This window comes from Sphingopyxis panaciterrulae (genome assembly GCF_014199295.1).
GTDB lineage: Bacteria > Pseudomonadota > Alphaproteobacteria > Sphingomonadales > Sphingomonadaceae > Sphingopyxis > Sphingopyxis panaciterrulae.
Map to the genome: position 1 here is coordinate 61,089 of NZ_JACIJH010000005.1, position 14,067 is coordinate 75,155.

At 68.3% G+C, this 14,067-nt stretch carries 12 protein-coding genes; 8 read left to right on the forward strand and 4 right to left on the reverse strand.

Annotated features, from left to right (window positions below; genetic code table 11):
• Positions 1-4 precede the first annotated feature (4 nt).
• Together fabZ and rpmE are read left to right on the forward strand one after the other, a co-directional pair.
• Positions 5-484: a 3-hydroxyacyl-ACP dehydratase FabZ gene (fabZ, locus tag FHR21_RS09810; RefSeq protein ID WP_184097717.1), complete on the forward strand. Its 480-nt coding sequence runs from the start codon at positions 5-7 to the stop codon at positions 482-484.
• A gap of 231 nt (positions 485-715) precedes the next feature.
• Positions 716-943: a 50S ribosomal protein L31 gene (rpmE, locus tag FHR21_RS09815; RefSeq protein WP_184097719.1), complete on the forward strand. Its 228-nt coding sequence runs from the start codon at positions 716-718 to the stop codon at positions 941-943.
• 81 nt (positions 944-1,024) lie between these two features.
• On the opposite strand, the gene FHR21_RS09820 is transcribed toward rpmE, so the two are convergent.
• Complete coding sequence (locus FHR21_RS09820; protein ID WP_184097721.1) at positions 1,025-2,497, reverse strand: glycerol kinase; 1,473 nt, start codon at positions 2,495-2,497, stop codon at positions 1,025-1,027.
• A 351-nt stretch (positions 2,498-2,848) separates the two neighbouring features.
• On the opposite strand from FHR21_RS09820, the gene FHR21_RS09825 reads away from it, so the two are divergent.
• Positions 2,849-4,228, forward strand: coding sequence for a DEAD/DEAH box helicase (locus FHR21_RS09825; RefSeq protein WP_184097723.1), 1,380 nt, complete (start codon positions 2,849-2,851; stop codon positions 4,226-4,228).
• Between the two features lie 102 nt (positions 4,229-4,330).
• Positions 4,331-5,995, forward strand: coding sequence for an MFS transporter (locus FHR21_RS09830; protein WP_184097725.1), 1,665 nt, complete (start codon positions 4,331-4,333; stop codon positions 5,993-5,995).
• Positions 5,996-6,239: 244 nt separating this feature from the next.
• Here FHR21_RS09830 and FHR21_RS09835 read toward each other — a convergent pair whose 3' ends face one another.
• From FHR21_RS09835 to fsa, 3 genes are all read right to left on the reverse strand, one after another.
• On the reverse strand, positions 6,240-7,748 hold the full coding sequence (locus FHR21_RS09835) for an acetyl-CoA acetyltransferase (RefSeq protein WP_184097727.1): 1,509 nt from the start codon (positions 7,746-7,748) through the stop codon (positions 6,240-6,242).
• Between the two features lies 1 nt (position 7,749).
• Positions 7,750-8,544 (reverse strand): crotonase/enoyl-CoA hydratase family protein, encoded by a 795-nt coding sequence (locus tag FHR21_RS09840; RefSeq protein ID WP_184097729.1) that lies wholly within the window; start codon positions 8,542-8,544, stop codon positions 7,750-7,752.
• Between the two features lie 141 nt (positions 8,545-8,685).
• Entirely contained in the window at positions 8,686-9,336 is a 651-nt protein-coding gene (fsa, locus tag FHR21_RS09845) for a fructose-6-phosphate aldolase (protein ID WP_184097731.1), read from the reverse strand.
• Between the two features lie 214 nt (positions 9,337-9,550).
• Here fsa and radA point away from each other — a divergent pair, with 214 nt between their 5' ends.
• The 4 genes from radA to FHR21_RS09865 all read left to right on the forward strand — a co-directional run bounded on the left by radA (position 9,551) and on the right by FHR21_RS09865 (position 13,951).
• Positions 9,551-10,924: a DNA repair protein RadA gene (gene radA / locus FHR21_RS09850; RefSeq protein WP_184097733.1), complete on the forward strand. Its 1,374-nt coding sequence runs from the start codon at positions 9,551-9,553 to the stop codon at positions 10,922-10,924.
• A gap of 161 nt (positions 10,925-11,085) precedes the next feature.
• Complete coding sequence (locus FHR21_RS09855; protein ID WP_184097735.1) at positions 11,086-11,634, forward strand: CvpA family protein; 549 nt, start codon at positions 11,086-11,088, stop codon at positions 11,632-11,634.
• Positions 11,631-12,056, forward strand: coding sequence for an iron-sulfur cluster assembly scaffold protein (locus tag FHR21_RS09860; protein ID WP_184097737.1), 426 nt, complete (start codon positions 11,631-11,633; stop codon positions 12,054-12,056). Before FHR21_RS09855 ends, FHR21_RS09860 begins: the two co-directional genes overlap by 4 nt.
• Positions 12,056-13,951 (forward strand): cation:proton antiporter domain-containing protein, encoded by a 1,896-nt coding sequence (locus FHR21_RS09865; protein ID WP_184097974.1) that lies wholly within the window; start codon positions 12,056-12,058, stop codon positions 13,949-13,951. Before FHR21_RS09860 ends, FHR21_RS09865 begins: the two co-directional genes overlap by 1 nt.
• Positions 13,952-14,067: the final 116 nt, after the last annotated feature.

The following is a 14,067-nucleotide window of genomic DNA, read 5'->3' on the forward strand; positions in this document are numbered from 1 at the left end:
GCCGATGGCGGACGGGGAAACGGCCACGGGGTCGCTGGCGCCGATGGATATCCGGCGCATCCTGACGCTGCTGCCGCATCGTTATCCGATGCTGCTCGTCGACCGGGTGGAATCGATGGTCAAGGACCAGTCGATCCACGCGGTCAAGGCGGTGACGATGAACGAGCCCTTCTTTCAGGGCCATTTCCCCGGCCGGCCGATCATGCCCGGCGTCCTGATCGTCGAGGCGCTGGCGCAGGCCGGCGGCGTGCTGGCGATCGAATCGCTCGGCCTCGCCGGCACCGGCAAGCTCGTCTATTTCATGGGCATCGACGGGGTGAAGTTCAGGAAACCGGTCGAGCCCGGCCATCTGCTCGACCTTCACGTCACCATCCTTCAGGCAAAGCGGACCATCTGCAAGTTCGAAGGCAAGGCGATGCTGGACGGGCAGGTGGCGACGGAGTGCCAGTTCACCGCGATGATCGCCGACCCGCCGGGGGATTGAACCCAATCCATTTCGTTCTCGCCGTCATTGCGAGGAGCGCAGCGACGAAGCAATCTCCAGCTATCGGCCTTGCGCAAGGCCGATAGCTGGAGATTGCTTCGCTTCGCTCGCAATGACGAGGATGCGGGTGTTGCTTTTCCCGCGATTGCCCCCTAAAGGCGCGGGCTTCGCGTCCCCGGGCGCACGGACTCACGCTGCTGGTCGGAAACCAGCGGCACAGGAGCGATAAAGATGAAAAAAGACATTCACCCCGATTACCACATGATCACGGTCAAGATGACCGATGGCACCGAATATCAGACGCGCTCGACCTGGGGCAGCGAGGGCGACGTGATGACGCTCGAAATCGACCCCACCGCGCATCCGGCCTGGACCGGCGGCCAGGGACGTCTGCTCGACCAGGGCGGCCAGGTCGCGAAGTTCAACAAGCGTTTCGGCGGGCTGACCCTCAAGCGCTGAGCCGTCCGTCATTCCAGCAAAAGCTGGAATCTCCGGCGGTCCCTCGGGACGAGAGCGGCCCCAGCTTTCGCTGGGACGACGTCAGGACAGAACCTTCGCAAGCGCGCTTCGCCAGCCGGTGAGGCGCGCTTCGCGTTTCTGCGCGTCCAGCGCGGGGGTGAAGCGCGTCGTGCGCCCGCGCATCGCCGCCGCGGCATCGGCGAGGTGGGGATAGAGGCCGGCCCCGGTCGCGGCGAGCATCGCGGCGCCGAGCGCGGTGCTCTCGACGAAGTCGGGCCGCTCGACGGTCAGGTCGAGCATGTCGGCCAGGTCCTGCGCCATCCAGTCGTTCGCGGCCATGCCGCCGTCGATCCGCAGGTCCGCCCAGTCGACCCCATCGGCGGCGAAGGCCGATTTCAGGTCGTGGGCCTGATAGGCCTGCGCCTCGAGCGCGGCGCGCGCGACATGCGCCTTGCCGCTCGCGAAGCTGAGCCCCGAGAGCGCCGCGAGCGCGTCGGGCCGCCAATGCGGCGCGCCGAGGCCCGACAGCGCGGGCACCAGATAGACGCCGCCATTGTCGGCGGCCGAGCGCGCCAGTCCCTCGCTCTCGCCCGCGCTCGCAAGCAGGCCGAGCCCGTCGCGCAACCACTGGATCAGGCTGCCCGCGACGAACACCGACCCTTCGAGCGCGTAGGACCGCGCGTCGCCCTCCTGCACCAGCACCGTCGCGAGCAGGCGGTTGGCCGAATGGGGGCGGGCGGGACCGCTCGCCGAGAGGATGAAGGCGCCGGTGCCGAAGGTCGCCTTGGTCTGCCCCGACGCGAGGCACGCCTGCCCGATCGTCGCCGCCTGCTGGTCGCCCGCCATGCCGCAGATCGGGATCGCGCGCCCGAACAGGTCGGGGACGGTGGTGCCGACGGTCGTGGTGCAGCCGGTAATCTCGGGCAGCAAGGTCCCCGGTACGCCAAGCAGGTCGCACAGCCCCTCGTCCCAGCCGTGCGCGCCATCGATCGCCATCAGCAAGGTGCGCGAGGCGTTGGTCGCATCGGTGACGTGGACACCGCCGGTCAGGCGATAGACGAGATAGGATTCGATCGTCCCGACCGCGAGCCGGTCGCCCGCGTCGCGAAGCTGCGGCCAGTTCTTGAGCGCCCATCCCATCTTGCTTCCCGAAAAATAAGGGTCGAGCAGCAGGCCGCTTTTCGCCTGCACCATCGGTTCGTGGCCCGCCGCCTTCAGCGCGGCGCAGTCGGCGGCGGTGCGGCGGTCCTGCCAGACGATCGCGGGGGCAAGCGGTTCGCCGGTCGCGCGGTCCCAGAACACGACCGTCTCGCGCTGGTTGGTGATGCCGATCGCCGCGACGCGGTCGGCGCCGCCCGCCTTGTCGATCATCGCGCGGGTGCAGGCGAGGGTGGCGGTCCAGATTTCAGCGGCGTCATGCTCGACGAGGCCAGGGGCCGGATAATGCTGCCGGAATTCGCGCTGCGCGCTGCCGAGCGGGGTGCCGTCGGCCGCGAACAACATGGTGCGGGTGGAGGTGGTGCCTTCGTCGATGACGATGATCTTCTCTGCCAAAGCCCTATCCCCTCATCCGTTCGCCCTGAGCTTGTCGAAGCACCGCCCTTTTCTTCTCACACGATGCAGAAAGAACGGCCCTTCGACAAGCTCAGGGCGAACGGATGAGGCGGCGGGTAATCATCTTGCAATTCCGTGCAACATCTGCCATATGATTGTGCAGCGCAGCATGGCGGACCGATCCGCCGCAATCCCCGGCAGCGTGATTTTCCCGCCCATCTCAGGCGCGGGACGAGCCGGAAGCGCGCTTTGTCCCCAGAGGCACCCTTTCACGCGGGTCGTTTCGAACCCGCCCGCCGTGCGCGGCCGTCCTTCGGCGCGTTCACGGCCTTATCGTGAGTATATATCATAATGGAATTCAAAGACTTCGGCCTCCACGCCGACATCGAGCGTGCGCTGACGGCCAAGCGCTACAGCCAGCCGACCCCGATCCAGCAGCAGGCGATTCCCGTCCTGCTCGAGGGCCGCGACCTGTGCGGCATCGCGCAGACCGGCACCGGCAAGACCGCGGCCTTTTCGCTGCCGTCGCTCGACTATCTGCTGAACAACCCCAAGCGGCCCGCGCCGCGCGGTTGCCGCATGCTCGTCCTTTCGCCGACCCGCGAACTCGCCGCGCAGATCGCGCAGAGCTGCCGCGACTATGGCCGCTTCACCAAGTTCAGCGTCACGACCGTCTTCGGCGGCGTGCCGATCAATCGCCAGATTCGCGACCTGTCGCAGGGCGTCGACATTCTCGTCGCCACGCCCGGCCGCCTGCTCGACCTGATCGACCAGCGCGCGCTGCGCCTGGGCGACGTCGAGATCTTCGTCCTCGACGAAGCCGACCAGATGATGGACATGGGCTTCATCCATTCGCTGCGCCGCGTCGCCAAGCTGCTGCCGGACGAGCGCCAGAACCTCTTCTTCTCGGCGACGATGCCCAAGGAGATCGCGGCGCTCGCGCAGCAGTTCCTGCACGATCCGGTCACCGTCTCGGTCGCGCCGCAGGCGACGACGGCCGAGAAGGTGCGCCAGCAGGTCACCTTCGTCGAACAGAAGGAGAAGCAGGCGCTGCTCCATCATGTGCTGAAGGTCGAGGATATCGACCGCGCGCTGATCTTCACGCGCACCAAGCATGGCGCCGACCGCGTCGTCCGCCACCTGAAGGGCGCGGGCATCGATGCCTATGCCATCCACGGCAACAAGAGCCAGGCGCAGCGGACGACGGCGCTCCAGGCCTTTCGTTCGGGGCAGGTGCGGCTGCTCGTCGCGACGGATATCGCGGCGCGCGGCATCGACGTGTCGGGGGTCAGCCATGTCATCAACTTCGAGATTCCGAACGTTCCCGAACAATATGTCCACCGCATCGGCCGCACCGCGCGCGCCGGAGCGGAGGGCGTCGCGATCAGCTTCGTCGCGCCCGACGAAAAAGCCTATCTGCGCGACATCGAAAAGGTGACGCGCACCCGCGCCGAGCCGGTCAAGCTACCCGAGGGCTTTTCAGAGATGGTCCGCAACCTGCCCAAGCCGGTTCAGCCGCCGCGCAACACCGGCGGCAAGGGTCGCGATCCGCAGCGCCAGCGCGAGGAGGCGCAGCGCCGGAACGGCGAAGGCCAGCGCGATGCCGCCCATCGCGGGCCGCGCCGCGAGCCGCAGGCGGGCGAGGGCGCCCAGCCGCAGCGCAAGCGCCGCTTTCGTCCCCGCCGCGGCGGCGTCGGGGCGCACAAGGGTGCGGTTACACGCGTCGGTTGACGTCGGGCGATCGGTCGTTAGGTTCCCCCAACCCCTCCTCTGAAGCGGAGGGGCTTATCACGCGCGCCACCAAAGAACGCGTGCGGAGGGGGAGCAGGGCGAATGGCCGATAGCGCGGCGGGTGCGGCGGAGATGCGGCAGAGCGAGCGCAAGGTCATCCTCGCCTCCTCGCTCGGCACCGTCTTCGAATGGTATGATTTCTATCTCTACGGCCTGCTCGCGACGATCATCTCGGCGCAATTCTTTTCGGGCGTCAACGAAACCACCGGCTTCATCTTCGCGCTCGCCGCCTTCGCCGCGGGCTTCGCGGTGCGCCCGTTCGGCGCGCTCGTCTTCGGCCGGATCGGCGACCTCGTCGGGCGCAAATATACGTTTCTCGTGACGATGGGCCTGATGGGCCTGTCGACCTTCCTCGTCGGCGTCCTGCCCAGCTACGCGGCGGTAGGCGTCGCGGCGCCGATCCTGCTCGTTGTCCTGCGGCTCGTGCAGGGGCTTGCGCTCGGCGGCGAATATGGCGGCGCAGCGACCTATGTTGCCGAACATGCGCCCGAGGGGAAGCGCGGCCTTTTCACCAGCTTCATCCAGACCACCGCGACGCTCGGCCTGTTTGCGGCGCTGCTCGTCGTCATCGCGACGCGCTCGCTGATCGGCGAGGAGGCCTTCGCCGACTGGGGCTGGCGCATTCCCTTCCTGATCTCGGTGATCCTGCTCGGTGTATCGCTGTGGATTCGCCTTCAGCTTCAGGAAAGCCCGGTGTTCCGGCGGATGAAGGAAGAGGGCACGACCTCGAAGGCGCCGCTCACCGAGGCCTTCGGCCGCTGGGCGAACCTCAAATGGGTGCTCGTCGCGCTGCTCGGCGCGGTCGCCGGGCAGGCGGTCGTCTGGTATACCGGGCAATTCTATGCGCTCTTCTTCCTCGAAAAGACGCTGAAGGTCGATGGCGCGACCGCGAACATCCTGATCGCCGTCGCGCTTGCGCTCGGCACGCCCTTCTTCATCCTCTTCGGCTGGCTCAGCGACCGGATCGGGCGCAAGCCGATCATCCTCGCCGGCTGTGCGCTCGCCGCGCTCACCTATTTTCCGGCCTTCCAGATGCTGACCGCCGCCGCCAATCCGGCGATGGCGGCGGCGCAGGCGAACGCGGCGGTGACCGTCACCGCCGATCCCGGCGCCTGCGCCTTCCAGTTCGACCCCGTGGGCAACAATAAATTTGAGCGCACCGGTTGCGACATCGCCAAGGCAGCGCTCGCCAAGGCCGGGGTCAGCTATACCAGCGAAACGCGCGACCGCATCGCCGGCGAGGCGGCGCATGTCCGGATCGGCGAGCGTGAACTGATCGCGCCCGAGCCGTGGCGCCTTGCCGAGGAGGCACGTGCGGGGGCGGCCGAGGCCTTCCGCCGCGATCTCGCCGCGGCGACGGCGGCGGCCGGCTATCCCGAGAAAGCCGATCCCAATGCGATCGACAAGCCGCGCGTCGTCGCGATCCTCTTCTGGCTCGTGCTGCTGGTGACGATGGTCTACGGCCCGATCGCCGCGCTGCTCGTCGAGCTTTTCCCCAGCCGCATCCGCTATTCGGCGATGTCGCTACCCTATCATATCGGCAACGGCTGGTTCGGTGGCTTCCTGCCGACGACCGCCTTCGCGATGGTCGCGGCGACGGGGAATATCTATTACGGCCTCTGGTATCCGGTCGCGGTCGCGCTGCTGACGCTGGTGGTCGGCCTGCTATTCCTGCCCGAGACCTTCCGCCGCCCGATTCACGACTGATACCAAGGTGCGGTGATCTTGACCGATGAGGATTGCCAGTCCCGCTTGCTGGCGAGGAGGAGCGGAAGCGGCGATGTGGTTCATCGCTGCGACGCGCCGACGCGGTCCAGCGGGCGGGACTGGCAATCCGAAGGGCGATTTCTGGCGGCTCTCGGACAGCGTCGCCTGCTTGGGACGATGAACCCATCGTCCCGGCGCAGCCTCCTCGCCGAGAACCGCCAGAAACCGTCCTCATCGGTCAAGATCACCGCACCTTGGTATGAGCGCGCCAGCCGAACCCTTCGTCCAGCGCCACGATCTCGCCCGCCGTGCCGACCGGTTCCGCCGTTCCGTCGGTCAGGAAAGCCAGCATCGCGGCGTCGGCGACGTCGACATGGGCGAGGGTGCGCGCGTCCGTGGGGGTGCGCGCGACGACGACGCCCGCCTTCGGCTGGCCGTCGCGGCCGTGGAAGACGGTGTAGCTTTCGATCGTCGCCGGGCCGGCATAATCCTCGACCAGTTCGGGCACGGCGCCGCGTTTCGCTTCGGCCTCGGCCTGATAGTCGAAATCCTGCGGGAAGCTGGCCGCCGCGATCGGTTCCCTGCCCAGCACGATGCAGTGATTGTCGGTCGCGAAGCCGCCATTGGCGAAGAGGAAGCCATAGCGGCCCTCGCGGCGCAATGTTTCGACCATCGAGACGATGGCGTGGCTCATATAATTGGCGATCGGGCCGCCGCCGAAGGTCAGGCCGCCGAACACGGTGGCGGGGCGATCCCACGGCCAGCCGAGGATGCGCCGCGCCATCTTCGGCACGCAGGGAAAGCAGCTATAGAGTTCGACATGGTCGAAATCCTCGGCGGTCATGGCGTTGAGCGCGAGGGTGCGGGTGATGGCGGTTTCCATGCTGACGCTGTGGTCGTAGCGGTCGCGCTTCAGGATGCTCGCAGGCTCCCTGGCCGCGGCGCCCATGCCGACATGGATCAGGCGATCCTCGGCGATGCCGCGCCGCCGCGCCTCGGCGAGGCTGGCGACGATAAAGCCCGCGCCCTGGTTCACCGACGAATTGGCGACCATCAGCTTGGAATAGGGGAAGGCGATGGGGCGGTTGCGCGCGTTCACCTCCAATATCTCGGCGGGCGAGGCGGGTTTGCGAATCCACGCGCCGGGATTCGCGGCGGCGACCTCCGAGAAGCGCGACCAGATTTCGGCGCTTTCGAACTGCGCCTTGGCAAGGCTGTCGCCCCATGCCGCGCGGGTCGCATTTTCATAGAGCGGATAGACGTCGACCGGCGCCGACAGGCCGTGGCGCTGGGCATAGTCGGGCTCGCGGCGGGTCGCGACCTTGCGCACCGCATTGTAGCTCTTGTCCTCGCCGCTCGCGGCCTTGGCGGCGCGGCCCGCGGCGGTGCGCAGCGCCTCGCCGCCGACGATCGCCGCCAGCTTCACCTCGCCGGCGCCGATGCGGTTCGCGGCCTCGTTGAGCAGGCGCACCGGCGTGTCGCCGTGCGGCGCGGCCGACTGATAATTGATCGCCGGACTCGCGCCGATGGCGGCGGCGAGCGGCTCGCACAGCTTGCCGAGATGGTGGAAGCTGATCTGGTCGACGATGGCGAGGCTGTCGATCTCGGCGAGCGGCACGCCGGCGTCTTTCGCCGCGACCTCCAGCGCCGCGACCATCAGGCCGAGCGAATCGAGGCCCTCGTCGGGGTCGTCGGGGCGGTCGTTGACCTGGCCGACGCCGATGATGACGGGGATGCGTTCGGGGTCGGTCATGTCAGCGCGCTTTCCATTCGGGCTTGCGCTTCTGCGCGAAGGCCAAGGGGCCTTCGCGCGCGTCCTCGCTGCGCATCAGCGCGGCGCGCTCGCGTGTGTTGTGCTCCCAGAAAGGCGCGTCTGCGGCGATGCGGCCCTCGTCGATGCCGAGCGCGACGCGCTTCGACGCCTGCACCGACAGCGGGGCGTTGGCCGCGATCTTTTCGGCCAGCGCGATCGCGGTCGGCATCAGATCGGCGAGCGGGACGACATGGTTGACCAGCCCGAACTGGGCAGCGCGCGGGGCGGGGATCGGGTCGCCGGTCAGCATATATTCCATCGCCAGCTTGCGCGGCAGTTGCTGCGCGAGGCGAAAGGCGCCGCCCGCCGCGGCGAACAGCCCGACCTTGACCTCCGGCAGCGCGAATTGCGCGGTGTCGGCGGCGACGATCAGGTCGCACATCAGCGCGAGCTCGCAGCCGCCGCCGAAGGCGAAGCCGTTGACCGCGCCGACGACCGGCTTCGAGATCGGATGCGCGGCGAAACCGCCGAAACCCCACGCCTGCTGCCCGGCATCGTCGGGGGCGAGGCTTTCGCCGCGCGACAGCGCAACGAGGTCAGCGCCGGCGCAGAAGCTCTTGTCGCCCGCGCCGGTGACGATGACCACGCGGATTTCGGGATCGTGCTCCGCCTGCTCCAGCGCGGTGCCGATGCCAGCATGGACCGCTGCGTTGACCGCGTTGCGCGCCTCGGGCCGGTTGATCGTGACGATCAGGATATGGCCCTGGCGTTCGGTGAGGACGGCGGTGTCGGTCATGCGAATCTCTCCCTTTCGGGCAAGTATCGCGACAGGTTGACGTTTACGTCAACTGCTAACGTCGCCCCAGCAAAAGCTGGGGCCGCTGTCAGCGTGGCGCTTGGCCGATGGCGGCCCCAGCTTTCGCTGGGGCGACGCATCTTAGATCGACTGCCCGGTCTTCGCCCAGTCGGCGAGAAAGCCTTCGATACCCTTTTCGGTCAGGACATGCTTGAACAGCCCCTTGATGACCGATGGCGGCGCGGTCATCACGTCGGCGCCGATCTTCGCGGCTTCGAGCACATGGATGCCGTGGCGTACGCTCGCGACGAGGATTTCGGTGTCGAAGGCGTAATTGTCGTAGATCAGCCGAATGTCGGCGATGAGCTGCATGCCGTCGAAGCCATTGTCGTCGTGGCGGCCGACGAAGGGCGAGACGAAGGTCGCGCCCGCCTTGGCCGCCAACAGGGCCTGGGTCGCCGAGAAGCAGAGGGTGACGTTGACCATCGTGCCGTCGCCGGTCAGCGCCTTGCACGTCTTGAGCCCGTCGATGGTCAGCGGCACCTTGATGCAGACATTGTCGGCGATCTTGCGGAGGATTTCGGCCTCCTTCATCATCGTCGCGTGGTCGAGCGCGACGACCTCGGCCGAGACGGGGCCATCGACGAGGGCGCAGATTTCCTTCGTCACTTCCTTGAAGTCGCGGCCCGACTTGGCGATCAGCGACGGGTTGGTGGTGACCCCGTCGAGCAGGCCGGTCGCGGCGAGTTCCTGGATGGCATCGATTTCTGCGGTGTCGGCGAAGAATTTCATGGCGCGGGCGTTCCTGCTGGATGGTGATTCGGGGATGCGTCCGCCCTAGAGCAACACGCGCGAAAACTGAACCGCCACCGTCCCTCTTCGTCACCCCGGACTTGATCCGGGGTCCCGCTTTTCGGGCGTCGCTGAGCGGGACCCCGGATCAAGTCCGGGGTGACGATGGTGGAAAGGGCTGGAGTTCCTTGTTTGTTCCGTTTAAGCGCCAGCCATGGCCAAAGCGAAACGCCAATATGTGTGTCAGAATTGCGGCTCCGCCACCTATCGCTGGCAGGGGCAATGCACCGATTGCGGCGAATGGAACACGCTGGTCGAGGAGGCGGCCGAGACGGTCTTTTCGGCAAAGCACGACCTGTCGCGCGGCGGGCGGGCGCTGGCGCTCGAGACGCTGGACGCGCACAGCGTCATGCCCGAGCGGATGCTGTGCGGGATCGCCGAGTTCGACCGCGCGCTGGGCGGCGGCTTCGTCGCGGGGTCGGCGACGCTGATCGGCGGCGATCCGGGGATCGGCAAGTCGACCCTCCTGCTCCAGGCGGCGGGCCGGCTCGCGAAGGGCGGCCGGTCGGTCGTCTATATCAGCGGCGAGGAAGCGGCGGCGCAGGTGCGGCTGCGCGCGCAGCGGTTGGGGCTTGGCGACGCGGCGGTGGCGCTCGCCAGCGCGACCTCGGTGCGCGACATCCTCGCGACGCTCGACGGGTTTGGGGAGGGGCGCGGGGCCGATTTCGTCGTCATCGATTCGATCCAGACGATGCACAGCGACCTGATCGACAGCGCGCCGGGGACGGTGAGCCAGGTGCGGGCGAGCGCGCAGGAACTGATCCGCTATGCCAAGGACAGCGGCGCGGCGATCGTGCTCGTTGGGCATGTCACGAAGGACGGAACGATCGCGGGACCGCGCGTGCTCGAACATATGGTCGACACGGTGCTGTCCTTCGAAGGCGAGCGCAGTCATCAGTATCGCATCCTGCGCGCGGTCAAGAACCGCTTCGGCGGCACCGACGAGATCGGCGTCTTCGCGATGGGCGAAGAGGGGCTGGGCGAGGTCGCCAACCCGTCGAGCCTGTTCCTGACCGACCGCAGCCGCGACGTTCCGGGGTCGGTGGTGTTCCCCGCGCTGGAAGGCACGCGGCCGGTGCTGGTCGAGGTGCAGGCGCTGACCGTAAGGCTGGCGAGCGGGGCTACGCCGCGCCGCGCCGTCGTCGGCTGGGACAGTGGGCGGCTGGCGATGGTGCTCGCGGTGCTGGAGGCGCGCTGCGGGCTGCAAATGGGGGCGGCCGAAGTCTATCTGAACATCGCCGGCGGCTATCGGCTGACCGATCCGGCCGCCGACCTCGCGGTCGCGGCGGCGCTGATCTCGGCGTTCAGCGAGCGGCCGGTGCCCGCCGACGCCATCGTTTTCGGCGAATTGTCGCTGTCGGGCGAGGTGCGCCCGGTCGCGCATGACGCGCTGCGGCTGCGCGAGGCGGCGAAGCTCGGTTTTTCAAAGGGCTGGGGGCCGAAGGGCCTGAAGGCCGTCAACGGGATCGGGGTCACCGGCTTTGCGCGCCTCGGCGAACTCGTTGACCTGATGCTGGGCCGTGACTAGATCGGCCAACGCCATCTTTTTCCGTTCGTCCCCCGCCTTCGCGGGGGCGGGCTCCGAGCTTGTCGAGGGCCTTTCTTTTCCTTGAAGGGAGAAAAGGACGGTGCTTCGACAGGCTCAGCACGAACGGATGATGTTATGACCTTTGGTTTGATCGCGGCACTATGGGAAGTCTGACCGCTCTGGATATCGTTGTGCTCGTGCTGGTCGGCGGCGGCGCGGTGCTCGGTTTTTCGCGCGGGCTGGTGCAGGAAGTGACGTCGCTTCTCGCCTGGCTGCTCGCGATCCTCGCGGTGCGCTTCCTTCACGCGCCGCTGACCGGTCTGCTCGATGACTATGTGGGCGCGCCCGGCGGCGCGGCGATGCTCGCCTTCGTGCTGCTGTTCGGCGGCGTGTTCGTGCTCGCCAAATGGGGCTCGCGCGCGATGGGGCAGCGCAGCCGCGCGTCGCTCGTCGGCGGCTTCGACCGCGGGCTCGGCGCGGGGTTCGGTGCGGTCAAGGGGCTGGCGCTCGCGACCGTGCTGTTCATGGGCGCCACGCTGCTCTACGATATCGGCTATGGCAATGCGGCGCGCCCCGCCTGGATGACCGAAAGCCGAACCTGGCCGGCGCTGAACGCGACGAGCGCGGCGCTGAGCAAGGTGATCGCCGAGCGCCGCGCCGAAGCGCGCGAAGCGGAGTCGACGGCACAGGGCGCGGGCGAGGCGCGATGAGCGCGCCGCTCTACAATCGCGATATATTGGCGCTGGCGGTGGCGACCGCCGATTTCCCGCTGCTGGAGAATGCGCGCCGCGCTTCGCTGCGCGCGCCGCTGTGCGGCAGCCGGATCGTCGTCGATGTCGATACCGATGCAGACGGAATCGTGCAGGCGGTCGGGCTGCATGTCGAGGCGTGCGCGCTGGGGCAGGCGTCGGCGGCGCTGCTCGCGCGCCACGCGCCGGGCCGCGGCCTTACCGAACTGCGCGCCGCGCGCGATGCGATCGCCGCCTGGTTCGCGGGCGAGGGCGGGGTGCCCGACTGGCCGGGGTTCGATCTGCTCGCCGCGGCGCGCGACTATCCGGCGCGGCACGGCGCGATCCTGCTGCCCTTCGACGCGGCGGTGGCGGCGCTCGACACCGCCGAGGCGCGGGCGTGATGCTCGCGGTCCTCGCGGCCGCCCCGGCGGCGGCCGGGCACGCCGCGACGCCGACCGACACGCTGCTGTTCGAAGGCGCGATCCTGCTCGGCGTCGCGACGCTGTTCGTGATGCTCTTCCGCCGCCTCGGCCTCGGTGCGGTGCTCGGCTATCTGATCGCCGGCGCGCTCGTCGGCCCCTATGGGCTGGGGCTGGTCGGCGGCGGCCAATCGAAGCTGGCGATCGCCGAGATCGGCATCGCCTTCCTGCTCTTCCTCGTCGGGCTCGAGCTCCATCCGCGCCGGCTCTGGGCCCTGCGCAAGGCGATCTTCGGGCTCGGGCTCGCGCAGGTGGTCGTCACCGGGCTGATCCTCACCGCGCTGATCCTCGTGACCCTGGGGTTTAGCTGGCAGGCGGCGCTCGTCCTCGGCCTGCCGCTCGCGCTCTCCTCGACCGCGCAGGTGCTGCCGAGCCTCAAGAGCTCGGGCCGGATCAACTCGCCCTTCGGCGAAAAGGCCTTTTCGATCCTGCTGTTCCAGGACCTCGCGATCGTCCCGATGATTACCATCGTCGCGGCGCTGTCGCGTGCGCCGGCCGATCCGTCGGCACCGCCGGGCGAGATGCTGGCGCTCTACACCGTCGGCGCGATTATCGGGCTGGTGCTGGCGGGGCGCTTCCTCGTCAACCCGCTGCTGCGGCTCGTCGGCCGCTATGGCGAGCGCGAACTGTTCGTCGTCGTTGGGCTGCTCGTCGTGCTGGCGAGCGCGGCGCTGATGCACAGCCTGCACGTCTCGCCCGCGCTCGGCGCCTTCGTCGCGGGCGTGATGCTCGCCGATTCGCCCTATCGCCACGAGATCGAGGCCGATGTCGAGCCGTTCCGCCTGATCCTGCTCGGGCTGTTCTTCCTCGCGGTGGGCATGGTGCTCGACATCAATGTCGTGCTCGCCGACCCACTGCGCGTGCTCGCGCTCGCGGGCGGTCTGGTCGTCACCAAGATCGCCGTGCTGACCCTGCTGGTGCGGGCGTTCGGCAAATCGTGGAAGACCGCGCTCGGCCTCGCGCTGCTGCTGAGCCAGGGCGGCGAGTTCGGCTTCGTCCTCTTCGCCCAGGCCGCCGACGCGCTGCTGATCGCGCCCGAAGCGGCCAGCCTGTTCAGCGCGGTCGTCACCCTGTCGATGGTGTCGACGCCCTTCCTGATGCTGTTCGCGCGCAATCTGGAGTTCGCGCCCGACCGCGACGGGACCGAACTCGAGGGGCCTGACGACGCGCCGCGCGGTTCGGCGCTGGTGATCGGATACGGGCGCTTCGGGCAGATCGTGTCGCAGATGCTGCACGCGGTCGATTGCTCGGTGACGCTGATCGACAGAAAGCCGAGCCAGATCGAGCTGTCGGGGCGGTTCGACACCAAGGTCTATTATGGCGACGGGCTACGGCTCGATTTGCTGCGCCGCGCGGGGGCCGACGAGGCGCGGCTGATCATCTATTGCATCGACGACGCGTCGGTCGACGCCGCGGTTCTGGGGCCGATCGTCGAGGCCTTTCCGCAGGCGAAGGTCCTGACCCGCGTCTTCGACCGCCGCCAGTTGATGGCGATCGACGGGGCGGGGACGAGCGGGGCGGTGCGCGAGGTGTTCGAAAGCTCGATCGCGCTGGGGCTGATGGCGCTCGAACGGCTCGACGTCGACCCGCGCACGATGGAGGATGTCGAGGCGGCGCTGCGGCAACTCGACGAGGCGCGGCTGGCGGCGCAGATCGACGAGGGTGATCTGTCGGCGGGCGGCGATCACCGCTTCAAGCCCGGTGGCGGGCGCGAGGCGGCCAGCGTGCTCGAAACGCTGCGCCAGCGCCGGCTGGCGGCAAAGGCGGCGCGTGATGAAGCGGAATCGATGCAGGCGGCCGACCCGGAGGCGGCTTAGAGCGGCGTGCCGCAATCTGCATCACCTTTCTTCCGTTCGTGCTGAGCTTGTCGAAGCACCGTCCTTCATTTTGCGGCGCTGAAAGAAAGAGCGGCCCTTCGACAAGCTCAGGGTGA